This is a genomic window from Methylobacterium sp. 001424705 (genome assembly GCF_059816145.1).
In genome coordinates, this window is record NZ_JCBANU010000001.1 from 68,733 (window position 1) to 90,778 (window position 22,046).

Consider the following 22,046-nt stretch of genomic DNA (forward strand, 5'->3'; position numbering starts at 1 on the left):
CCGACCATGAAAGCCTTCATCCTCGCCATCATCGCGGCCATCGGGCTCGGCGTCGTGGCGATGTACGCCCTGACGAGCAATCAGACGTTCGCCTACCAGGCCTTCGCGACGTCGGGCGCCCGCGTGTCGGAGCCGGGCACCAATCTCGTCGGGGAGAAGTGGAACGGGGATCCGCAGACGAACGACACCGGGGAATCGGCTCACGGCAAGGCCACCGGCGAGCCCTCCCATCCGAAGCGGTCCTGATCCTTCCAGCGATCACCGATGAAAACCACGAGCCCGGACCACAGGGGACCGAAGATGATCCGACGCCTGCCCTTCGCCGCACTGCTCCTGTCGGGCTGCCTCGCGGCGTCCGCGGCCTTCGCGCAGGATGCGGCGCCCGCCCCGGCGGCGGCGCCCGCGAAGGGACCGGCGAACCTGTGCCAGGAACTGATCGCGTTCGTGCAGAAGCCGGAGGAGAAGAAGCAGGAGGCCGCCACGCCGCCCAAGCAGGCCACCGCCGTCTCCAATGCCTCCGGCAAGAGCGACGGGCAGCCCTCCACGGCCGGCGGTGACCCGCAGCAGAAGTCGGGGCTGAGCGGGCCCACGAACACCGACACCAAGGCGCCCACCAGCGACACCCGGGCCCCCGTCAGCGACGGCAAGACCGTCCTGGCGCAGGCCAATGCCGCCGCCAAGTCTCCGCCGCCCCCCGGTGCGCCGGCGCCGAGCCCGAAGCCGGATCCCGCCGTCGTGGCGCAGCTCGAGGCCGCCGCCGGAGCGAACGACCAGACCGCCTGCCGCGCGGCCGCGCGCGCCATGCGCGTCGCCGGCGTCATCATGCCCCCGCCCCTCCTGGCGCTCGCCGCCCTGAACCCGAAGCTCTTCGCGGGATCGCAGCCCTGAGGGTGGGCGGGACGGCGGAGAACGCGGAGGCGGGTCTGCCCGCGCGTCCCCTCATCGGACGGGACACGACCCTGTGCATGTCCCTGTCGGCCCGGCCGGGGCATTTCGGGTCGCGGTTCCACAACCGGCTCTACGCGCTGCTCGGTCTCGACTACGTCTACAAGGCGTTCTCGACCACCGACCTGCCCGGGGCGATCGGCGGCATCCGCGCCCTCGGCATCCGCGGCTGCGCGGTCTCGATGCCCTTCAAGGAGGCGGTGATCCCCCTCCTCGACACCCTTGATCCGTCCGCGCGGGCGATCGACAGCGTCAACACCATCATTAACGACGGCGGCACGCTGACCGGCGCGAACACGGACTATCTTGCCGTGCGCGCCCTATTGGCCCGGCACGCGATCAATCCGGCGACGCCGTTCGTCGTGCGCGGGTCCGGCGGGATGGCCAAGGCGGTCGTGGCGGCCCTGCGCGATTCGGGTTTTCGGCATGGGACGATCGTCGCGCGCAACGCGGCGGCGGGTGCGGCCCTGGCGGAGCGGTCCGGCTTCGCCCATGCGACCGCGCTCGGCGACCGCACGGCGCCGCTCCTCGTCAACGTCACGCCCCTCGGCATGGAAGGGCCGGATGCCGGGGCCCTGGCCTTTCCGGAGGCGGCCATCGCCGCCTGCGCCATCGCCTTCGACGTGGTCGCCCTGCCCTCCCGGACGCCGTTCCTCGCGGCGGCGGAACGCCTCGGGAAGCCGTGCATCACCGGGCACGAGGTCCTGGTCCTGCAGGGCCTCGAACAGTTCATCCGCTACACCGGCGTGACGCCGTCCTCCGCGCAGGTGGCGGATGCGGCCGCCTTCGCCCGGACCTGACGGGACGAGGGCGCGCGGGCGTTCAGCCCGAGGTCACCCGGGCGACGACGGCAGCGATCGACGCCATCGTGCCGAGGAGGCGCCGCGGTCGTGACCGGACCGGCACCCTTGGCGTTTCTTCCTCGGCGCGGACCATCCGGCCTTCGCCGCGGGGGACATCGGTCATTCGCGAACGAGCCTTGCGGGACCTTCGGCGAGCGTTCGCCAAGTGAAGGCGACGGCGCGCTTCGGGCGAGCGTCCAACGCGAAGACGGGCTGGATCCGATGCCGGCAGCGCCGGTGTCGGGAGAGTGGCAGTCTACGCGCGCGGAGGGCCGTGCCGATGCCCGCCGCCTGTCCGCGCCGCGACGCGGGCCTGCGCCTCCGCCGCGAAGAAGGCGTCCAGGACACGCACGAGGTCCGGGTTCGGTTTCTTCATGCCGTTGATGAAACGCGATATCCGCGGCTGGTTGATCCCGAGTTCCCAGGCGAGGCGCGCCTGGCTCCAGCCGGTGCGATGAAGGAACTGGCAGACGTCGGCGGGTTGGACCGGCATGGCTCCACCTGGGGCGATGGATTTCGCGCAGGGGCCTAAGGGTAGGCCCCCCAATCGGCCAAACCAGACGATCGCCGCCCTTAATCCCTCCCGGACGATCACGTTGCCGTGACAATCGTTGCGGTTCGCATTACTTTTGATAGCGGCGCTTTAGCTAGGTTTCACCACCAGAACGTTCTGCGAGGAAACCCCATGCGACACACGATCTACGGTGCTCTATTTGCCGCCCTGCTCCCGATGGCCGCGCATGCCGAGGGGGATGCCGCGGCGGGGGAGAAGGCGTTCGCACCCTGCAAGGCCTGTCACGCCTTCGGCAAGAATGGGGTTGGACCGAACCTGACCGGCGTCGTCGGCCGCAAGGCCGCCTCGGAGGAAGGCTACACCTATTCCGCCGCGCTCAAGGGCTCCGGGATCACCTGGGACGAGGCCAACCTGCACGAGTGGCTGAAGAACCCGAAGGCGAAGGTCCCGGGAACCAAGATGGTGTTCGCCGGCTATCCCGACGACAAGAAGATCGACGATGTGATCGCCTACCTGGCCTCCAAGAAGTAGTCCCGCGCGACGAGACGCGTCGCTCTTCGCGGACCGTCTCCGAACGTCGAAACGCCGCTGGAGACCTGTCCAGCGGCGTTTCGTGTCCGATCGGGAGACGGCCGGCCTATTGCGGCGTCGGAACGGGCATCGCGGGCTGATCCGGAACGGGCGATGGGGTGACCGGCGGACTGGGATCGGCGGCGCTCGCCGTCTCGGTCGACTTGGCGAGCTCGGGATAGGCGTCGATGACGTTCGCACCGTTCAGGGGCTTGCTGACCCCGTTGTGGCAGGTGGTGCAATTGACCTTCGGCACGTCACCCAGAGCGCCGAGGCGGTTCGGGGGGAACGTCGAGAGCAGCGGCTCGAGGTAATTGCCGTTGATGTCCCGCACCATCCGGATGCCGTGCCAGGCGGTGGTCCGTTGCGGCGTGCTCTGCGACCAGTTCGAGATCGCCCGGGTGTTGTGACAGAAGGTACAGTTGACCCCCAGTCCCTCCGACATGTGGATCATCAACCCGTAGGTCTTCTCCGCATCCTGGATCGGTTTGCCCTTGGTCGTCGGCAGCGCCGTCGTCGCATTCACCCGGATCGCATTGTTGTCGATGGTCTTGTCGGCGAGGTATTCGGTGAGGGTGTCGTAGGGGAGCGAGGCCAGGCCGACCGACGGCGCGGCCATGTTCTGCCCGTTGTTGCGGGCGATGAAGCCGCCCGGGCGATTGGGACCCGGCTGGGTGAACCAGATATTGGCCGGCACCGGCTGTCCCCGGTGGCAGGTGTAGCAGGTGACGCCCGCACCGCCGACGTGGTTCTCCTTCCAGGAACTGTTGATGTGCTGCGTCATCTGCAGCATCCGGCGGGCGACCTTCTTCTGATAGAGGCTGTCGTCGGCCATGTTCTCGGTATTGTGGCAGTAGGTGCAGCCTTGTTCGGGGCTGACCCACTCGGTCATCGACGCCATCAGGCGATTGAACTCGTTGACGCTGACGTTCTTGAGGACCTGGACGTTCTCGTAGGTCGTACCGGCGAGCTCCTCGCCGGGCTCGGCGGGATCGGCGGGCGCCGGCGCCAGGTTGGCGTCCCGGGTGTCCTCGACGGCTTCGCGGGTGTGGACCTGCGCCATCGCGGTCCCGCGAAAGCCATTCTGTTGGACCGCCAGCGGCGGTCGGTCCCAGTCGGTCAGACCGACCATTGCCACGGTGAGGAAGAAGGCGATGGAAGCTCCGAGGACGGCGAAGAAGGTCTTCATGGAGCTCCCCCTGGCAGGGTTGTGGGCGACACACTCAGCGGATCGACGACCGGCGGATAGACCTGCGGGTAGGACGGGGCGACGCCGTGCTTGACGGCCCAGAGGTACCAGTTGTCGACGACCGTCCCGGTGAGCAGGATTCCGATGCCGCCGGTGAGCGTCGTCAGGACCGCGAACCACCAGGCCCAGCGGTGGATCGATTCCATGGTGGCGTTGAAGCCCATGGTCCAGCGCCAGAACAGGGCGGCGCGCTCGGTGGCGGTGCCGCGGTCGACGATCTGGTCGATCTCGCGCTCGCCGCCGAAGCGGCTCACGGCCAGGATGGTGCCGCCATGCATCGCGAAGAGCAGCGTCGACCCGTAGAGGAAGACGATCGAGAGCATGTGGAAGGGGTTGTAGAACAGGTTGCCGTAGCGCAGCGAGAAGGCGGCGGTCCAGTCGAGGTGGGGGAAGATGCCGAACGGGACGGCCTCGCTCCAGGATCCCATCAGCACCGGCCGGATGAAGCCCAGCACCAGGAACAGCCAGATCGCGGAGGCGAAGGCCCAGGGCACGTGGTAGCCGAGGCCCAGCGCCTTGGCGCGCCGGAACAGCCGCAGCCACCAGAGCAGGATCGAGGCGGTCAGGAAGAAGCCGGCGATCAGCCACCAGCCGCCCTCGGCCAGCGGCGGCAGGACTTTCAGGCCGTATTGCGGACGGGGCGGTTCGAGGGCGAGCCAGGGCAACTGCCGCACGAACTGGATCGGATCCCAGTTCACGCTCGCCCACATGTTGAGGCCGATGATCTCGAAGGCGATCAACCCGCAGGCGAAGGAGAGCGCCCCGAGATAGCCGATGTAGATCGGGCCGACCTGCGCATTGCCGATGAGGCCGAACAGGTAGGAGTTGAACGGCGTGCCCCAGCGCTTGTTGGAGTCGACCGGGATGCCGAGGTCCGGCTGGACCGGGCGGACCTGCACTTCGGAGAAGATGTTCTGGTAGTAGGCCATGGTGTCGCGAGCCTCCCTATTCCGAGATCAGCGCCAGACGGGGAGATTGAGCCACCAGCCCCACCATTCGGGCCAGCCGCGGGTCCAGAACGGGCCGCTGATGACGATGCAGACCGCGCTCCAGAAGCCGGCCGACAGCGCCAGGAACAGGCCGAGCCGGTGGATGCCGAGCGTGCCGATCGAGTAGCCGATGGTGTCGCGGAAGAACGTGTCCTCGTGCTCGGGAGTCTTCACCACCTCGCCCTTGCCCGGATTGGTCGAGGACAGGATCAGCGAGCCGTGCAGCGAGAGCGCGAGCGTTGTGGTGAAGAAGAACGTCACCGCCAACATGTGCGCGGGATTGTAGTGGAAGTGCAGGTACTGGTAGCCGGTGTTCGAGACCCAATCGAGGTGGCTGAGGATGCCGTAGGGGAACCCGTGCCCCCAGGCGCCCATCAGGAGCGGCCTGACCACGACCAGGGTCACATAGGCGAAGATCGCCACCGCGAAGGCGAAGGGCACGTGGTAGCCGATGCCGAGCTTGCGGCAGATCTCGACCTCGCGCAGGGCCCAGGACGAGAAGGCGCCGACGGCGCAGAAGGTGATGATCTGCCAGAGGCCGCCCTCCTGGAGCGGCGCCAGGGCGAGCCCGTACTTCAGATCGGGCGGCGCGATGTTGATCTGCCAGATGTTCCAGGTCGGTCCGAGCGCCGCACCGTAGATGATCAGCGCCGTTCCAAGCACCGAGAAGAACAGCGTCGTGACGCCGAAGAAGCCGACGTAGAATGGCCCGACCCAGAAATCGAACAGGTCGCCGCCGACCAGGGTGCCGCCGCGGATGCGGTATTTTCGCTCGAAACTCAGCATCGCCATCGCGACCTCCCCGCTCCACCACGTCTCTCGACCACGTCTGTCGGCGATGGCCGACGGGGGGCTTTTGGGGCCCGCCCGCCGATCATCCGTGCTTGCGGTGCGCGCCGGTCAGGCGGGCATCGTGGGCAGAACCAGCGTCTGCGCGTTGGCGGCGCGCGGCGCCTTGGGACCTTCCAGCCAATTGAACCGGTCGGTGCTGAGCAAGATGAAGTGGATCAGCAGCGCCAGAATGAAGAGGAAGGTGAAGAGCGCCACCAGGGTGCGGCGCGGATCGAAGAGAAGCCAGACCTTGTGCATGATGAGGGTCCTTCTCAGGAGAGCAGGGAGGCGACGCCCTGGGCGGCCGTCTCGAGGGCGGCGTAGCCCTTCGGTCCGGGCAGCCAGGGGCGCCACAGCCACACGAGGATGTGGGCGACCACGGCGATCGCCGTGAAGATGATGAAGCTGGTCAAGAAGATCGCGTGGAACTCCTTGGCTTCCGGTTCCGTCAGCCCGGACAGGCTGCTCGGTTTCTCGACAATGCCATTGGCCATTGGGTCAAACCTCCGCTTTGGCTAGCCGCGCCCGCACGTCCGGGTACGGTGGGTGTCACCGGACCGCGCGGAGCGGCCTCGGCGGTCCTTCCCGCCTGTTCGGACGGGAGGTCGATCGGGGGCGGGCGGAACGCCTCGACCCGAGGGCGAAGTCAGCCCATGAACACGAAGGGAATGGCCGAGACGGCCATCGCCCGGGCCTCGGCGAAGACCGAGCGCCGCCGCTGCGGCAGCGCCGTCCGGGCCTGCGGGATCACGCGCTGCACCAGCGCCGCGATGAGGAAGAACGGATAGGTGCTGGCCAGGATGATCCGGAACTGGACCTCGTCCTGATGCAGGCGCGACACCGGACTGAGCGAACGTTGCATGGGATGGGTCTCCTCTCGGCGTTCCGCGGCGGGACGCGTCCGGGTCGGGACGCGCGGGGTCGGCATCAACCGCTTGGACGGCGCCGCGCCGTTCCAATCGGAAAGGGAATGGGCGCGGAGGCCGGGACGCGCGCTCATGCGGCGGCTCCCAGGCTGGCCTCGGCGCGGGCGCGCTCGACGTGATCGGCGATCACCCGGCCTCCGCCCTCGCCGCGCGCGACGCGCTCGGCGGCATCACGCAGGCGCTTGGCCGCCGAGATCCGCACCAGCACGGGATGGGCCTCGACGAGTTCGTCGAGACGGGCCCGGGCCGCCTCGTCCCAGGGCAGCTCCCGGTGGAGCCGCGCCGGGGTCGCCTCGACCCTGTCCATGTCGCGGGCCAGCGGCAGGATGTGGAAGAGCATGTCGAACAGGGCGTTGCAGACCTCCTGGACGAGGTAGGTCGCGCCGGCGAACCCCATGAAGGGCGTGCCGGTGTGGCGCCGGATGATCGCGCCGGGGAACGAGGCCGGCACGAACACCGCCCGGGCACCGGCCTCGGCCGCATACATCCGCTCGTTGAAGGAGCCGAACAGCACCAGAGGCGGGGTCTTCGCGATAAGGTCGCGGATCTCGGCGTTGTCGGTCTTCGCACCCGCCTTGCGAGCCACGGCGAAGTGGCAGGGCAGGCCCATCTCGTCCTCGAGGAAGTGCCGGACGCCCCGGGCGTAGGTCTCGGAGGCCACGATGCCGAAGCTCGCGGTGCCGAAGAAATCCTGCGTCACCGAGCGCCACAGGTCCCAGACCGGCTTGATCGAGGTGTGCTTCTCCCGCGCGATGAAGGGCTCGGGATCGAGGCTGAGGGCCTCGCCCAGGGCGCGCAGGAACCGCGTCGTCGAGTGGATGCCGATGGGCGCCTGGAAGTAGGGGCGCTCCAGGGCCTCGCAGAGCAGGCGGCCGAACTCGCGGTAGAGGCAGATATTGGCATCCGCGTTCACCAGGGCGGGCACGTCGGCGAGGTGCGAGCCGAGGGGGAAGACGAGGTTCACCTCGGCGCCGATGCCCTCCACCAGGCGGCGGATCTCGGCGAGGTCGGAGGGCATGTTGAAGGTGCCGTAGGCCGGCCCGATCAGGTTCACCCGGGGCTTCACGCCCTCGCTGCGGGCGGGCCGGGCCGGGATGCCCTTCTTGGCGAAGCGCTTGGCGCCGTACTCGTTCCAGAGCCAGGCCATGGCCCGGTCGGCGGCCTGCCACTGGTCCTCGTCGATGGTGCGCGGCAGGAAGCGCTGGAGGTTCGTGCCCTCGGGGGTCACGCCGCCGCCGATCATCTCGGCGATGGAGCCGGTGACGACGACGCTCGGCTGGGCCGGATCGAGGGTGGCGTGGGCCCGCTTCATCGCGGCCTCGGTGCCGTGGCGGCCGAGTTCCTCCTCGGCCAGGCCCGTCACCACGATGGGCAGTTCGTGCGGCGGCAGGGCGTCGGTGTAGTGCAGCACCGAGGTCACCGGCAGGTTCTCGCACCCCACGGGGCCGTCGATGACGACCTGCAGCCCCTTGATGGCGGTGAAGACGTAGACGGCGCCCCAGTAGCCGCCGGCCCGGTCGTGATCGAGGACGAGCATCAGGCCATCTCCCCGATCGGCGCGTGTTCGAACTGTCCCGGCGCGGGCTTGGCCCGCACGGCCGAGGCGACGTTCCGACGGAGCTTGGGCACATCCTCCCAGATGCCCGCGGCATGACCCTCGCCGACCCCGTCGAAGAACGCCCGCATGGCATCGAAGCGGCCGCGGTTGCCGAGCGCCGCGTTGATGACCTTGGCCAGCGACCCGGCGCCGGCGACGCCCATCAGCGGGCGGGCCGAGATCAGGTTGGTGAAGTAGAGGGCCGGGATACCGAGGGCCTTGGCCTTCTGCACCACCGGCGTGGTGCCGATGGCGAGGTCCGGCCGCGCGTCCCGCATGGCGCCGAGGTCGTCCTCCAGGGAGGCGCGGTAGCGCACCGTGACGCCGCGCGCCTCGAGCCAGGCCTGGTCGGCCTCCGAATAGGGCGTGCGCGGACAGGCGGTGCCCACATAGGCCAGGTCCGCGCCGCTCTCGACGAGGAGGCGCCCGACCAGCAGTTCGGACCCCTCGTACCCCGACAGCGTGATCCGGCCCCGGATCGGGTTGGCGGCGAGCGCGTCCCGGATCATCGGCAGGAGCCGGTTCTTGGCGGCCTCGACGGTGGCACGGGGCACCGCGCAGGCTTCGCCGATCCGGTCGAGCCAGTCGGCGGTGCCGTCATGGCCGACCGGGGCCGAACCCACGACGGGGCGACCGGCGGCGGCGAATTCCCGGATGGAAGCGGTGTAGAACGGGTGGATCGCCGCGACCGCCGTGCAGTCGAGGGCCGCGTAGAGTTCGCGCCATTCCCGCGTCGGCACCACCGGTCCGGCGCTGAGTCCGAGGGGCTCCAGCAGGCCGCCGATGACGACCGGGTCGGCCGGAAACATCTCGCCGAGGAGGGCCACGGTCGGGCGCTCGGCCCGCCCCGTGCGGGGCGCCTGGACGGGACCCTGCTCGGCCTCCGAGCGGGCGACCTTCAGCATCGCCCCGGCGAGCACGTCCTTGGCCTCGGCATGGGTCGGCACCCCGAAGCCCGGCACGTCGATCCCGATGATGCGGACCCCGTCGATCGCCTTCGGCAGGAGGCGCAGGGGCACGCCCGAGGCGGTGGGAACGCAGAGATTGATGACGACGACGGCGTCGTAGTCGGCGGGTTTGGCCACCTGGAACACCGCCTCGCGGATGTCCTCGAACAGCTTGCCGGTGACCAGGGTCTCGGAGTTGAAGGGCACGTAGCCCACGCTCCGCCTGGCGCCGTAGAAATGCGACGTGAAGGTCAGGCCGTAGACGCAGCAGGCCGAGCCCGAGAGGATCGTCGCCGTGCGGCGCATCCGCAGGCCGACCCGGAGCGAGCCGAAAGCGGGGCACATGCTCTGGGGCTGGTCGTGCGGGCCGGCGGGGTAGTCCGTCCGAAGCTGCTCGAGCGTCTCGGACATGCCGGCGGCCTCGGCCGCTGCCCGCATCGTCGCTTTGCCCGAGTGGCAGCCCAGGCCGTCCGCCTTCGCGGCAGCGAGGTTCACCACCTCGGCCGGGGCCGCGACGGGGGCCAGGGTCGAAGCCGGGCGCTCATGGCCGGCGCGAAGGGTCTGGCGGGCGCGGAGGTCGGCGATGTCGAGGGTGACGGCCATGATGCGTCAGACCTCGTCGTAGACGACTTCGAGGGACGGCTTCACGACCTGCGTCGTGCCGCACATGTCCGCGAAGGTGGCGGGCACCAGGGTGACGCCCCGGCCGACGGCCTCGCCCTTGAACAGGCCGAGGAGCCCATCCTGGCTGAGGGGCGTCGGATGGTTCGGCGCCGCCGCGTGGACGTTCCGGGCGAGATCGGAGAACAGGGAGCCCCAGGGGCTCTCGGGCCGTCCGATGATCTCGTAGTTCGCGCTCTTCCTGCGGATGTCGTCGTCGGCCGGGATCGAGGCCAGGACCGGGATGCCGACGGCGGCCGCGAAGGCCTGCGCCTCACCGGTGCCGTCGTCCTTGTTGATGACGAGGCCGCCGACACCGACGTTGCCGCCGAGCTTGCGGAAGTATTCCACCGCCGAGCAGACGTTGTTGGCGACGTAGAGCGACTGGAGATCGTTCGAGCCGACGACGATGACCTTCTGGCACATGTCGCGGGCGATCGGCAGGCCGAAGCCGCCGCAGACCACGTCTCCGAGAAAGTCGAGGAGGACGTAGTCGAAGCCCCATTCGTGGAAGCCGAGCTTCTCCAGCAATTCGAAGCCGTGGATGATGCCGCGCCCTCCGCAGCCTCGCCCGACCTCGGGGCCGCCGAGCTCCATGGCGTAGACGCCGTCGCGCTTGAAGCAGACGTCGCCGATGGCGACCTGCTCGCCGGCGAGCTTCTTCTTGGTCGACGTCTCGATGATCGTCGGGCAGGCGCGTCCGCCGAACAGCAGCGAGGTCGTGTCGCTCTTCGGGTCGCAGCCGATCAGCAGGACCTTCTTGCCCTGCTGGGCCATCATGTAGCTGAGATTGGCGAGGGTGAACGACTTGCCGATGCCACCCTTGCCGTAGATCGCGATGATCTGCGTCTCCTTGGAGGCGGCCACCGGCACGGGATCCGGCTCGATGCCGGCCTCGGCGCGAAGGCTCTCGGAAGCCGTCAGGGCGCCGCCGTTCAGCTGCGTGGCCTTCAGCTGGATGTTCATGCGGCTCTCCAATCCAGGATCATCTTCAGGCATCCGGCGTCGCCGAAGGCCGTGCGATAGGCGTCCGGTGCGTCCGCGGCCGGGCGCCGATGGGTGACGAGGTCGTCGAGGCAGAGGCGCTCCTCGGCGATGAGCGCGAGGGTCGCGGCGAGATCCTCCGGCCGCCACTGGGCGGCGACGCGGATCCGGGCTTCCCGGAGAAAGGCCGGCGCGAAGGCGAAGCCGAGGCGGTCTTCGTAGAACCCGGCGAGAACGACCTCGCCACCGGGCGCGAGGCGCGCGATCCCCGTATCGAGGATCGTGGAATCGCCGCTGACATCGAGGATCGTGGCGTAGTCGCGCCGCGCATCGTCGTCCGGAGCGAGGACGGGATAGGGACCCTCGCTCGCGCGCCGCACCGGGTTGGTCTCCCAAACCTGCGGCGTCCCCCCGAGGGCCTGGGCAATCCGCGCGACGAGGCGGCCGAGGACACCGTGGCCGATGACGAGGAGCGGCTGGCGCAGGTCGATCCCCGCCAGGGCGTGCCGCGCGGTGGCGGCCAGGGCGATCAGGGTTCCGCGCTCGCCCCACGCGTCGTCGATGGGAACGAGGCGCTCACCGGCGCTGACGAGGTGGGACGCGGCCCCGCCGAACAATCCGCGGACCGGACCGAAGCATCGCGCGCCGGGAACGAACACCGTCTGCCCGACCCGGACGCCACTCGCAACCCCGGCCTCGACGACCTCGCCCACGGACTCGTAGCCGGGCACCAGCGGGTAGCCCATGCCGGGAAACGACGGCATCCGGCCCGACCAGAGCAGGCGCTCGGTTCCTGTGCTGATGCCGCTCCAGCGGATCGCCACGACGGCATCGGCCGCCGTGGGAGCATCGAGAGCCAGGCATTCGAGGCTGATCCGACCGGGATCGCGGAGGACGACGGCATCTGTCTGCATCGCGCCTGCCCTCCCCCCATCCATCGACTCGGTTCGTTCAGTCCCGAACCCTTATGTCATCCTAGATAGACACGTTGGAACGTCAAGACAAACTTACATGGGACATGGCTTATCGCGTTGACACCAACAGGCGCGTCAGCAGAGGACGGCGCGTTGCGACCTCGACGGTGCGCCGGAAGCCTGCTTCGGAGAGAAGCGCCCTGAGTTCCCGCGCGGAGCGGCACCGCCCGCTGCCCATCGCGAGAAGGTAGAGGCCGAAATAGGCGTCCGTGATGGGCTCACCGCCGGGCGTGCCACTCATGGGCTCGGCAAGGATGAGACGCCCGCCGGGGGGAAGCGCTTCGCGTACCGCCGCGAGCAGGATGCGGACGGTTGCGTCGTCGTGATCGTGCACCACCCGCACCAGGGTGATCGCGTCGGCGCCGGGCGGGAGCGGGTCCGTCCGGAAGCTGCCGCCGAAGGCCTCGAAGCGGCCCGCGAGCCCGGCGCGCATCATGCGCTCCTCGGCGCGATCGGCCACCGCCGGCAGGTCGAAGAGCCTGAGCTGAAGGTCCGGCGCGACGCGGCCGGCCGCCGTCAGGAAGGCGCCCTCGCCGCCGCCGACATCCATGAGGCAGCGGTGGCGCCGCATCGGGTAGGCCTCGAGGAGATCCTCCGCGATCAGCGCCTGGGAGGCCGACATCAGCCCGCTGTAGGACGCAACCGCGTCGCCCTGCAGATCGGGCCCGTCTCCGGACGCATAGGGCCAGTACCCGGCGAGACGGGTCGGTCCCGCCTCGCCCTGCAGGAGGGCCACGGGGTCGCGCAGGTCCTCGTAGAGCAGCGCGTGGTGCTCGATCATCCGGCCGATCGCGGGGTTCCCCACCAGGGCGGCGCCGAGATCGGCCAGGAGGCAGTGGCCGTCCGGCAGCCGGCGGATCAACCCGAGGGAGGCCGCGGCCTTGAGGAGACGCGTCCCGGCCTCGGGCGCGAGCCCCATCCGGTGGGCGAGCGCCGCTTCCGGCACCGGCCCCTCCGACAGCATGCCGAAGAGATCGAGCCGAACGCAGGCGAACAGGGTCTGCGAATAGGTGAAGCCCGCGCAGAGATCGAACAGGGCGCGCGTCCGCGCCTGGGCGATCCGCCGCGTCAGGGGAAAGCCGGCCGCCCAGCGCTGGAATCGCGGATCGGCGACGAGGCGGGCCCGTAACGCGTACCAGCGCGCCCGAAGGCCACCGGCGCCTGCCCGGGCCGGTGGATCGAGGGTGGCGCCGCGCGCCACCTTACGCCAACTCCCGTGCCAGGCTCGCCGGCAGGAAGAGCCGCGTCTGCGCCTCGATCTCGGCGCGCAGCGTCTCGGCTCCCGGACAATCCGGAATGACGTCGACGGCCTCGCGCACCAGGCGCTTCAGGCGCGTGAGCGCCCCGCTCATCCCGAGGAGGGCGGCGGCGTTCGGGCGACCGAGGGTCGAGTCGCGGCCGACGGGCTTGCCGACCTCCTCCTGACGGCAGGCGACGTCGCGCAGATCATCGGCCACTTGGTAGGCCTCGCCCAGGCATTCGCCGAGGAGACGCCACGGGAGCGACGGTACGCCCGCCGCGGCGGCCCCCGTGACCGTCGCGGCGGCGAAAAGGGCCCCGGTCTTGGCCTGTTGATACTCGGTCAACGCCACGGTCGGCTCAGACTCCCAGGCCTGGCCGGCGGCGATCCCGGAGGGCGAACCGGCCGCCCGGGCCACGAGGCCGACCAGGGCGGCGAGCCGCTTCGGGTTCCGGGCGGCGCCGCGCGCCAGCGTCTCGAAGGCGGACACGATGAGGGCGTCGCCCGTCAGCACCGCCAGGGGCTCGCCGAAGGCCGCATGGACGGACGGCTGGCCGCGCCGAAGGGGCGCGTCGTCGAAGCACGGCAGATCGTCGTGGACCAGGGAGGCACAGTGCAGAAGTTCGATGGCTGCCGCCGCTGCGTCCGAGGCTGCCGGATCGTCGTCACCGCAGGCGCGCGCCACCGACAGGCACAGGCGGGGGCGGATCCGGTGTCCGCCGGGGAAGACGGCGTAGCGGATCGACTCCGCGAGTCGTGGCGGCGCTCCGGGTGCTTCCAGGTGGGAAACGGCGGCGTCGAGGGCCTGCTCGATGCGACGGTTGGCGTCCATTGGCCGTAACTCCCATGCCGCTTGTTCTTGGACATCAAAAGTGTCATTACTAATTGACAGTCGTCAAGTCAGATTTACTTGACGGGAGGGAACCACGTGAAGATCGTCATCATCGGCGCGGGGATCGGAGGTCTGGTGGCGGCCCTGCGGCTCGCCCATGCGGGCCTCGACGTGACGGTGCTGGAGCGGGTGCAGCGGCCGGGCGGCAAGATGCGACGCGTGCCGGTGGGCGAGGCGGCGGTCGATGCCGGTCCGACCGTGTTCACGATGCGCTGGGTCTTCGAGGAGATCTTCGCCGAATGCGGCGCGGATCTCGCCGCCCATGTCGGGCTGGAGCCGGCCGCGATCCTGGCCCGCCACGCCTGGGGACCGGGCGAACAGCTCGACCTCCACGCCGATCCGGACGCCTCCGAGACGGCCATCGCGAACTTCGCCGGGGCGCGCGAGCGCGACGGATACCGCCGGTTCCGCGCCCGGGCGGCCGAGGTCTACGCCACCCTGGAGGGGCCCTTCATTCGTGGCGAGCGCCCGAGCCCGATCGATCTGACCCGCCGGGCCGGCCTCTCGGGACTGGGCGACCTCTGGCGAATCCAGCCCTTCACGACCCTGTGGCGCGCGCTGGGCGACTACTTCGAAGACCCGCGCCTGCGCCAGCTCTTCGGCCGCTACGCGACCTATTGCGGCTCGTCGCCCTTCGCGGCCCCCGCGACCCTGATGCTGGTGGCCCATGTGGAGAGCCAGGGCGTCTGGCACGTGGCCGGCGGCCTCAGCCGCCTCGCCGCCGCGATCGCCGATCTGGCGGCGGAGCGCGGCGCCGGATTCCGCTACGGGACGGCCGCGCGGGGCATCGCCGTGCAGGGCGGCCGCGTCGTCGGCGTCGATCTCGACGACGGCGAGCGGCTGGCCGCGGATGCCGTCGTCTGCAATGCCGATGTGGCGGCCCTGGCCGACGGCCTGCTCGGACGCGACGCCGCCCGGGCGGCCGAGACCGTCCCGGCCTCCGAGCGGTCGCTCTCGGCGGTCACGCTCTGCGCGCAGGCCCGCGCCGAAGGCTTTCCGCTCTCGCGGCACACGGTGTTCTTCTCGGGCGACTCCGCCGCGGAGTTCGCGCGCATCCGTGCCGGGCATCTGCCGGACGATCCCACGGTTTACGTCTGCGCGCAGGATCGCACCGACGCGAACGCGCCGTCGGGTCGGCCCGAGCGCCTGCTCTGCCTCGTCAATGCCCCGGCCCGGACCTTCAGCCCCTCGGAGATCGAGACATGCGTGACCACGATGCGGCGGCGCCTGAGCGCGAGCGGATTGACCCTCTCGGAGACGGCGGATTCGGTGACGACGGGCCCGGCGGAGTTCGCGCGCCTGTTCCCGGGATCGGCGGGCGCCCTCTACGGACGGGCGTCCCACGGCTGGATGGCCTCGTTCAAGCGCCCGGGCGCCCGCACGCGGATTCCGGGCCTCTACCTCGCGGGGGGGAGCGTCCATCCGGGTCCGGGGGTGCCGATGGCGGCGCAGTCCGGGCGGATCGCGGCGGACAGCCTGCTGCGGGACCGGAGCGGCGCCCGCGCTTCGATACGCGGGTGGATCGCGACGGCTACGTCTGGTGGTACGTCGATGCCCTGAGCGAGGACGGCCGCCAGGGCCTGACCATCATCGCCTTCATCGGCAGCGTGTTCTCGCCCTATTACGCCTGGGACCCCGCCCGCGACCCCTTCGATCACTGCGCCGTCAACGTCGTGCTCTACGGGGAGCGGGCCAACCGCTTCTGCATGACCGAGCGGGGCCGTGCGAGCCTCCACCGGAATGCGGACCACATCCGGATCGGTCCGAGCGGCCTGTCCTGGGACGGCACAATCCTGACGATCCGCCTCGACGAGGTGACGGCGCCGATCCCCTCGCGGGTCCGGGGGACGGTGCGCCTGCGCCCGGGCGGCTTCACGCCGGGCCCCCGCACCCTCGACGCGCGGGGCCAGCACCGCTGGTGGCCGATGGCGCCCTCCTCGCCGGTGGAGGTGGCGCTGGAGGAGCCCGAGATCGCCTGGCGCGGAACCGCCTACTTCGACACCAACCACGGCGACACGTCTCTCGAGGCCGCATTTCGCGATTGGACCTGGTGCCGTGCCGACCTGCGCGACGGGGCCGCGATCCTGTACGACGTGAACCGGACGGACGGCACCCGGCAGGAACTCACCCTGTGCTTTGCCGCCGACGGAACGCCCCGGGACATCGATCCGCCGCGGCGTGTCGCGCTGCCGCCGACGCGGTTCTGGCGCATGCCGCGCGAGACACGCAGCGACGATGCGCGTGCCGAGGTCGCGCGGACCTTCGAGGACACGCCGTTCTACGCGCGCTCGTGGTTACGCTCGACCCTGCGCGGCGAGGCGGTGCGCCCGGTTCACGAGAGCCTGTCGCTCGCGCGTTTCCGTCACCCGCTGGTCCGGCTGATGCTTCCGTTCCGGATGCCGCGCCGGACGCGCTGAAACGGATCAGGCCGGCGGGTCCTTCGCCCGCTCGGCCACCGCGCGCTGGGCCGCCGCCCGGTCGCGCCGGATGCCGCGCTTCAGGACGACGAGCTGCCAGATCGCCAGCCCGAGGGCGAGCGCGAAGACGAGACCGATGTCGAAGGCGGCGAAGAGCGGGTCGGTCACGGGCCGGCCGGCAGCGCGGCCTCGCGCGCCCGCAGGGTCTCGACGAGGTCGAGGACCCGGGCCGCCTGGGCGGGGACGTTCCACCAGGCCGTCGGCACCGGCACGGGCTGGGCGGCCACGGCCTCCACCAGGAAGGCGGTCTCGGCCAGGGCCGGCTCGGCCAGGTCTCGCTCGATCAGGCCCGGCGCGGCGGCCAGGGGCAGGAGGGCCCGGGCCATCAGGGCGGCCTTGCGCCGGCCGGGAACGCGGGCGCGGGTGGCGACCGGGTCGAGGCCGCCACGCTCGAGGTCGCGGCCGATCTCGGCGTAGATCAGGCGGGCGGCGCGGATGGCGGGCCGGCAATCGAGGGGCAGCCCGGGAATGCCCGCCTCGGCCCGGGCGTAGAGCAAGTCGGCGACGGCGAGCAGACGACCGACGATCGCCCGCAGTTCCGGGCCGGCGACCGGATCGGCGAGGAAGGCGTCCGGGTCGAGGCCGGCCTCCCGCATCCAGGCGAGCGGCAGGTAGAGGCGCCCGGCCCGGGCATCCTCGCCGACGTCGCGGGCGATGTTGGTGAACTGCATGGCGACGCCGAGGTCGCAGGCCCGGGCGAGCACGGCGGCGTCGCGCACGCCCATCAGCACCGTCATCATCGCGCCGACGCTGCCGGCGACCCGGGCCGCATAGGCGGTGAGGTCGGACAGGGTCTCGTAGCGCCGCCCCTGCGCGTCCCAGGCCAGCCCCTCGATGAGGGCGGCGGGCAGGGCCTGGGGCAGCGTGTGGCCGGCCACGAGGTCGGCCATGGCCCGGTCGGCGGGGGAATCGGAAGGGGCTTCGTCGTAGATGCGGGCGAGGCGGGTGGCGAGGCGCGCCAGGGCCGCCGGACGGTCGCGGGCCGGGGCATGGTCCACCGCGTCGTCGGACAGGCGGCAGAAGGCGTAGAGCCCGTAGGCCGGCCGCCGGACCCGGGCCGGCAGCAGGGCGGAGGCGGCAAAGAAGCTGCGCGAGCCGTCCCGGATCGCGGCCCGGCAGGCGGCATGGTCGGCGGCATTCGCATGGGGTATCGCCCAGAGCGGCGGCCGCTCCGGTTCGCGCCGGACGGCGTCGAAGAACGGGCGGGCGGGCCGAACGATTTCAGGCGAAGAGACGCGCATCCGGCACCACCATGTCGAGGACCTTGGCCGAGGACAGGACGCCGGGAAGCCCGGCACCCGGATGGGTGCCCGCGCCGACGAGGTAGAGATTGCGGAACGCCGACGAGGCGTTGTGCGGCCGGAACCAGGCCGACTGCGTCAGCACGGGTTCCAGGCCGAAGCCGGAGCCGCGAAAGCTCAGGAAGTCGCCGGCGAAATCCGCGGGGGTGGTCACGCGGGAGGTCACGATCGAACCCGCGAGGCCCGGCATCACCGAACGCTCCAGGCTGTCGGCGATGGCCTTGCGGTAGGGCTCCGCGAGCACCGACCAGTCCTGCCCGCCGGCGAGGTTCGGCACCGGCGCCAGCACGTAGAACGCGTCGCAGCCCGGCGGCGCCAGGAGCGGGTCGGTGGCGGTGGGGCGGTGCAGGTACAGGCTGAAATCCGGCGCCAGCACCTTCCGGACGAAGATGTCCTCGATCAGTTCGCGATAGCGCGGCCCCATCAGGATGGTGTGGTGGGCGAGGTCGGGGAACTGCCGGTTGGTGCCGAAGTACCAGACGAAGAGGCCCATGGAGGAGGACGAGGCCTTCAGCTTCGCCCGGTGCCAGGACCGGCCCTCCCCGCCGAGCAGCGACAGGTAGGTCTCGGCGGAATCGGCGTTCGACACGACGATGTCGGCGGCGATGCGGGTGCCGTCGGCGAGGGTAACGCCGGTGGCCGCCCCGACCGCGACGTCGATGCGGGCCACGTCGGCCCGGCAGCGAAGGGTGCCGCCCTGTCCCTCGATCAGCCCGACGAGTCCGTCGACCAGGCGGCCGGTACCGCCCATGGCGAAATGCACGCCCCAGCGGCGCTCCAGATGGGCGATCAGGCAGTAGATGGCGCTGGCCCGGAAGGGCGAGCCGCCGATCAGCAGGGGATGGAAGCTGAAGATCGTGCGCAGGCGCTCGTCGCGGATGTAGCGCGCCACGAGGTCGTAGACCGAGCGGTGACCGCCCAGCCGCAGCAGCGACGGCGTGATCCGCAGCATGTCGCGGACCGAGGAGAAGGCGACGTGCCCGAGCTCCTCGAACCCGACCCGGCAGATCGCGGCGCTGCGCTCCATGAAGCGCTCGTAGCCGGGAACGTCCTCGGGCGAGAACCGCGCCACCTCCGCCCGCATCGCCTCCGGGTCGCCGCTGTAGTCGAAGGTGGCGCCGTCCGGGAAGCGGATGCGGTAGAAGGGCAGCATCGGCGCCAGGGTGACGTCGTCGGCCATGCGTCGTCCGCACAGGCTCCAGAGTTCCTCGAACAGGAACGGCGCCGTGACGATGGTCGGCCCGGCATCGAAGGTGAAGCCGTCCTGGCGGTGGACGCGGGCCCGCCCGCCGGGCTGGTCCAGGCGCTCCAACACCGTCACCCGGTAGCCGCGCGCGCCGAGGCGCACCGCCGCCGCCAGCCCGCCGAAGCCGCTGCCGATCACCACCGCGTGCGGGCGGGGAGACCGGGTCGTCGCGAGGCTCGGCGAGTCGGCGAGTGTCAACATAATCTGACACTATTCGTGGTCAGGCGTCGGGCGCAAGCGCGATTCTGCGCCGGCCTCGCCGGCACGCCGCCCCGACCCGTCCGGCAACTCACCGGAGCCGGCGAAGGGTCAGCGCCGCGCCTCGGTCATCATCCGGACGGCGAGGCCGGCCAGGACCGTTCCCATGATCCAGCGCTGGACCATGGCGAACGAGGGCCGGCGCGTCAGGAACAGGGCGATCGACCCGGCCGAGACCGCAATCGCGGCGTTGACCAAGACGCTGAGGACGATCTGGATCGCCCCAAGGCCGAGGGCCTGGGCGAAGACGCTGCCCCGGGCCGGATCGATGAACTGCGGCAGCAGCGACAGGTACATCACCGCGATCTTCGGGTTGAGCAGGTTCGTCAGGAAGCCCATCAGGAACAGCTTCCGGGGACCGTCCTGCGGCAGGGCCTTCACTTCGAAGGGGGAGCGTCCCCCGGGCCGCACCGCCTGCCAGGCGAGCCAGAGCAGGTAGAGGCCGCCGACGATGCGGATCGCGTCGTAGGCAAACGGCACCGCCAGGACCAGGGCGGTGAGACCGAAGGCGGCGCACAGCATGTAGACCACGAACCCGAGGGCGACGCCGCCGAGCGAAATCAGGCCCGCCCGCGGGCCCTGACAGATCGAGCGCGAGATCAGGTAGACCATGTTCGGCCCGGGCGTCAGCGCCATGCCGAGGGCGACCGCCGCGAACGCGAGGAGGCTCGTGGTTCCGGACATCGTCGGGTCCCCTTCCGTGAGAAGCCTGGGGGCGGGCGAGCCCGGACGGCTGGAGCGGCCGGCGCACGATCCGCGCCGGTCCCTCGTCATCGGACATCGGGGGCGCGATGGCTACGGGACACAGCCGACCAACCCCAGCCATTTCCCTCGGACCGGGCGGAGACGCTTTCGGCGCGGACCCGTCTTGCGGACCATCGGCGCGCGAAGCCACCTCGATCTCGGCGCTCGTCCGAACCGGGGCTCCGTCAAGCCCGCATGTTCGAGGAACTCGTCGTCGCGGTCACGCTGCTCGTGGCGGCCACGCTAGCGCGGCTTGGCGAGCTGCCAGGTCAGGTGGGTCCGCACGGTGGGCCAGTCCGGCGCGACGATGCTGTAGACGCAGGTGTCCCGCAATGAGCCGTCCGCGAGGCGCTGGTGGTGGCGCAGGATGCCGTCGAGGCGCGCCCCGAGGCGCTCGATGGCGCGCCGGCTCGCCTGGTTCAGGACATGGGTGCGGAACTCGACGGCGAGGCAGCCGAGGGCCTCGAAGGCGTGGCCCAGAAGCAGGCGCTTCGCCTCGGTGTTGAGATGGGTGCGCTGGACCCGCGCGGCGTACCAGGTCGAGCCGATCTCCACCCGCGGCCCGGCGGCGTCGATGTTCATGTAGGTGGTCATCCCGACAGGGCGCCCGCCGGGCCCGTCGAGGACGGTGAAGGGCAGCATCGTGCCGAGGTCCCGCAGGCCGAGCCGGCGCTCGATCTCGGCCGCCATCGTCTCCGGGGCGGGGATCGCCGTGTACCAGAGGCGCCAGAGCTCGCCGTCCTGCACCGCCTCGGCCAGGGCCGCGGCGTGGTCGTGCGCCAGCGGCACGAGTTCGACGTGCCGGCCGGTGAGGGTGACGGGCGCCAGGGCCATGGGCAGAAACCTCCCGGACGGGGGCCGGGCCGGCACCGTCGTCGGACATCCAAGATCGGACCATCCCCAGTCGGGCGTCCTCGCGCCCGTCGGTGCGGCCGGGCTGCGTCCGCGTCAAGTCCCGGCGGACGGTTGGACGGCGACCTGCTCCCGGTAGGCCGCGACGATCGCCTCGGCGATGCGATCCGGCGCCTCCTCGTGGGCGAGGTGCCCGAGGTTGCGGATGAGGCGGACCCGGGCGTCGGGCAGCCGGTCCTTCAGGGCGAAGGCGGTCTCGGGAGCGATCGCCTTGTCGTCGCCGCCGACGAGCAGCAGCGTCGGCACCGCGAGCCGGCCGATCTCCCTGTCGAGAGCGGCGAGGTTCCAGTTCGCCATCATGCCGAGGGCGCCGGCCACGTGGCCCGGGCAGCGGAAGAGGCGCCGGTAGAGTTCGAGGCCGCGGGCGTCGAGGCGCGAGCCGGTGCCGCGGATCAGGCGCTCCACCGCCGGACGGTCGGCGGTCCAGGCGAAGATCCTCGGGGTGACGGGGTTCAGGAACAGCATCCGGGCGAGCCCCGGGAACAGCACCGAAGCGAGGCCGGGAAACGGCGTCAGGGCGCCGTTCAGGGCCACCAGCAGGCGGGGCGCGAGCCCGTCGAGGCAGAGCCGCACCAGGATCGCCGCGCCGGCGGAATGCCCGACCACGAGGTCCGGCGACAGGTCGAGGGTCCGCAGGAGGTCGCGGATCGCTCCGGCCATGCCGGGCAGGGACAGGCGCCCGGCGGGCAACGGATCCGTGAAGCCGTGGCCCGGCAGGTCCGGGGCCACGACCCGGAAGTGTTCGGCGAGCAGCGGCGCGAGGCCGGCCCAGGAATGGGTGGCCGCGCCGGTGCCGTGCAGGAGCAGGACGACGGGGGCCTCCGGCGCCCCGAACTCCTGCACGTGCCAGGTCAGGTCGCCGGCGCGGACGAACCGGCTCGCGGCGCGGTTGGGCCAATCCGCGCCGTCGCGCTCCCACTGGGGCCGGTCGCTCGGCGCAGGCATCGC

At 71.0% G+C, this 22,046-nt stretch carries 25 protein-coding genes; 6 read left to right on the forward strand and 19 right to left on the reverse strand.

The window, feature by feature from the left end:
- Window positions 1-6: 6 nt before the first annotated feature.
- Genes AC6EUL_RS00315 through AC6EUL_RS00325 form a run of 3 tightly spaced genes read left to right on the forward strand, consistent with a single transcriptional unit; the run spans window position 7 to window position 1,745 of the window.
- Window positions 7-246: a hypothetical protein gene (locus tag AC6EUL_RS00315; RefSeq protein ID WP_056219187.1), complete on the forward strand. Its 240-nt coding sequence runs from the start codon at window positions 7-9 to the stop codon at window positions 244-246.
- A gap of 18 nt (window positions 247-264) precedes the next feature.
- On the forward strand, window positions 265-888 hold the full coding sequence (locus AC6EUL_RS00320; protein ID WP_499868181.1) for a hypothetical protein: 624 nt from the start codon (window positions 265-267) through the stop codon (window positions 886-888).
- Between the two features lie 2 nt (window positions 889-890).
- A complete protein-coding gene (locus AC6EUL_RS00325) occupies window positions 891-1,745 on the forward strand; it encodes a shikimate 5-dehydrogenase (RefSeq protein ID WP_499868183.1) in 855 nt (284 codons plus the stop codon).
- 298 nt (window positions 1,746-2,043) lie between these two features.
- On the opposite strand, the gene AC6EUL_RS00330 is transcribed toward AC6EUL_RS00325, so the two are convergent.
- A complete protein-coding gene (locus AC6EUL_RS00330) occupies window positions 2,044-2,280 on the reverse strand; it encodes a helix-turn-helix domain-containing protein (protein ID WP_056219182.1) in 237 nt (78 codons plus the stop codon).
- 192 nt (window positions 2,281-2,472) lie between these two features.
- Here AC6EUL_RS00330 and AC6EUL_RS00335 point away from each other — a divergent pair, with 192 nt between their 5' ends.
- On the forward strand, window positions 2,473-2,832 hold the full coding sequence (locus AC6EUL_RS00335; protein WP_056219179.1) for a c-type cytochrome: 360 nt from the start codon (window positions 2,473-2,475) through the stop codon (window positions 2,830-2,832).
- A 106-nt stretch (window positions 2,833-2,938) separates the two neighbouring features.
- On the opposite strand, the gene pufC is transcribed toward AC6EUL_RS00335, so the two are convergent.
- The 12 genes from pufC to AC6EUL_RS00395 all read right to left on the reverse strand — a co-directional run bounded on the left by pufC (window position 2,939) and on the right by AC6EUL_RS00395 (window position 14,100).
- Entirely contained in the window at window positions 2,939-4,060 is a 1,122-nt protein-coding gene (pufC, locus tag AC6EUL_RS00340; RefSeq protein ID WP_056383135.1) for a photosynthetic reaction center cytochrome PufC, read from the reverse strand.
- Window positions 4,057-5,049, reverse strand: coding sequence for a photosynthetic reaction center subunit M (gene pufM / locus AC6EUL_RS00345; RefSeq protein WP_056383138.1), 993 nt, complete (start codon window positions 5,047-5,049; stop codon window positions 4,057-4,059). Before pufM ends, pufC begins: the two co-directional genes overlap by 4 nt.
- Before the next feature lie 27 nt (window positions 5,050-5,076).
- Window positions 5,077-5,901 carry a photosynthetic reaction center subunit L gene (pufL, locus tag AC6EUL_RS00350; protein WP_056219170.1) on the reverse strand — a complete coding sequence of 275 codons (825 nt, stop codon included), beginning with the start codon at window positions 5,899-5,901 and terminating at the stop codon, window positions 5,077-5,079.
- Between the two features lie 108 nt (window positions 5,902-6,009).
- Complete coding sequence (pufA, locus tag AC6EUL_RS00355) at window positions 6,010-6,198, reverse strand: light-harvesting antenna LH1, alpha subunit (protein ID WP_018043293.1); 189 nt, start codon at window positions 6,196-6,198, stop codon at window positions 6,010-6,012.
- 14 nt (window positions 6,199-6,212) lie between these two features.
- Entirely contained in the window at window positions 6,213-6,434 is a 222-nt protein-coding gene (gene pufB, locus AC6EUL_RS00360) for a light-harvesting antenna LH1, beta subunit (protein WP_056273133.1), read from the reverse strand.
- 152 nt (window positions 6,435-6,586) lie between these two features.
- On the reverse strand, window positions 6,587-6,802 hold the full coding sequence (locus AC6EUL_RS00365) for a hypothetical protein (RefSeq protein ID WP_499868189.1): 216 nt from the start codon (window positions 6,800-6,802) through the stop codon (window positions 6,587-6,589).
- 134 nt (window positions 6,803-6,936) lie between these two features.
- Complete coding sequence (gene bchZ, locus AC6EUL_RS00370; RefSeq protein WP_499868191.1) at window positions 6,937-8,403, reverse strand: chlorophyllide a reductase subunit Z; 1,467 nt, start codon at window positions 8,401-8,403, stop codon at window positions 6,937-6,939.
- The gene (gene bchY, locus AC6EUL_RS00375; RefSeq protein WP_499868193.1) at window positions 8,403-10,013 is read right to left on the reverse strand and encodes a chlorophyllide a reductase subunit Y; all 1,611 of its coding nucleotides are present in this window, start codon (window positions 10,011-10,013) and stop codon (window positions 8,403-8,405) included. Before bchY ends, bchZ begins: the two co-directional genes overlap by 1 nt.
- A gap of 6 nt (window positions 10,014-10,019) precedes the next feature.
- Window positions 10,020-11,036, reverse strand: a complete 1,017-nt coding sequence (locus AC6EUL_RS00380) for a chlorophyllide a reductase iron protein subunit X (protein ID WP_499868195.1) — start codon at window positions 11,034-11,036, stop codon at window positions 10,020-10,022.
- The gene (gene bchC / locus AC6EUL_RS00385; RefSeq protein ID WP_499868197.1) at window positions 11,033-11,968 is read right to left on the reverse strand and encodes a chlorophyll synthesis pathway protein BchC; all 936 of its coding nucleotides are present in this window, start codon (window positions 11,966-11,968) and stop codon (window positions 11,033-11,035) included. Before bchC ends, AC6EUL_RS00380 begins: the two co-directional genes overlap by 4 nt.
- A 109-nt stretch (window positions 11,969-12,077) precedes the next feature.
- Window positions 12,078-13,229, reverse strand: a complete 1,152-nt coding sequence (locus AC6EUL_RS00390) for a methyltransferase (protein ID WP_499868199.1) — start codon at window positions 13,227-13,229, stop codon at window positions 12,078-12,080.
- A 1-nt stretch (window position 13,230) separates the two neighbouring features.
- Complete coding sequence (locus AC6EUL_RS00395; RefSeq protein ID WP_056353397.1) at window positions 13,231-14,100, reverse strand: polyprenyl synthetase family protein; 870 nt, start codon at window positions 14,098-14,100, stop codon at window positions 13,231-13,233.
- Between the two features lie 96 nt (window positions 14,101-14,196).
- Here AC6EUL_RS00395 and crtD point away from each other — a divergent pair, with 96 nt between their 5' ends.
- Window positions 14,197-15,720, forward strand: a complete 1,524-nt coding sequence (gene crtD / locus AC6EUL_RS00400) for a 1-hydroxycarotenoid 3,4-desaturase CrtD (RefSeq protein WP_499868202.1) — start codon at window positions 14,197-14,199, stop codon at window positions 15,718-15,720.
- The gene (locus tag AC6EUL_RS00405; RefSeq protein ID WP_499868203.1) at window positions 15,678-16,577 is read left to right on the forward strand and encodes a carotenoid 1,2-hydratase family protein; all 900 of its coding nucleotides are present in this window, start codon (window positions 15,678-15,680) and stop codon (window positions 16,575-16,577) included. Before crtD ends, AC6EUL_RS00405 begins: the two co-directional genes overlap by 43 nt.
- A gap of 6 nt (window positions 16,578-16,583) precedes the next feature.
- Here AC6EUL_RS00405 and AC6EUL_RS00410 read toward each other — a convergent pair whose 3' ends face one another.
- The 6 genes from AC6EUL_RS00410 to bchO form a co-directional block, all read right to left on the reverse strand.
- A complete protein-coding gene (locus tag AC6EUL_RS00410) occupies window positions 16,584-16,745 on the reverse strand; it encodes a hypothetical protein (protein ID WP_156389829.1) in 162 nt (53 codons plus the stop codon).
- Window positions 16,742-17,878 carry a phytoene/squalene synthase family protein gene (locus tag AC6EUL_RS00415; RefSeq protein WP_499868206.1) on the reverse strand — a complete coding sequence of 379 codons (1,137 nt, stop codon included), beginning with the start codon at window positions 17,876-17,878 and terminating at the stop codon, window positions 16,742-16,744. The genes AC6EUL_RS00410 and AC6EUL_RS00415 overlap by 4 nt, the downstream gene beginning before the upstream one ends.
- Complete coding sequence (locus tag AC6EUL_RS00420; protein WP_499868208.1) at window positions 17,859-19,385, reverse strand: phytoene desaturase; 1,527 nt, start codon at window positions 19,383-19,385, stop codon at window positions 17,859-17,861. The genes AC6EUL_RS00415 and AC6EUL_RS00420 overlap by 20 nt, the downstream gene beginning before the upstream one ends.
- A gap of 108 nt (window positions 19,386-19,493) precedes the next feature.
- Window positions 19,494-20,126, reverse strand: a complete 633-nt coding sequence (locus AC6EUL_RS00425) for a LysE family translocator (protein ID WP_056353379.1) — start codon at window positions 20,124-20,126, stop codon at window positions 19,494-19,496.
- A gap of 303 nt (window positions 20,127-20,429) precedes the next feature.
- The gene (locus AC6EUL_RS00430; RefSeq protein ID WP_499868209.1) at window positions 20,430-21,020 is read right to left on the reverse strand and encodes a GNAT family N-acetyltransferase; all 591 of its coding nucleotides are present in this window, start codon (window positions 21,018-21,020) and stop codon (window positions 20,430-20,432) included.
- A 114-nt stretch (window positions 21,021-21,134) separates the two neighbouring features.
- Window positions 21,135-22,043: an alpha/beta fold hydrolase BchO gene (gene bchO / locus AC6EUL_RS00435; RefSeq protein ID WP_499868211.1), complete on the reverse strand. Its 909-nt coding sequence runs from the start codon at window positions 22,041-22,043 to the stop codon at window positions 21,135-21,137.
- Window positions 22,044-22,046 lie beyond the last annotated feature (3 nt).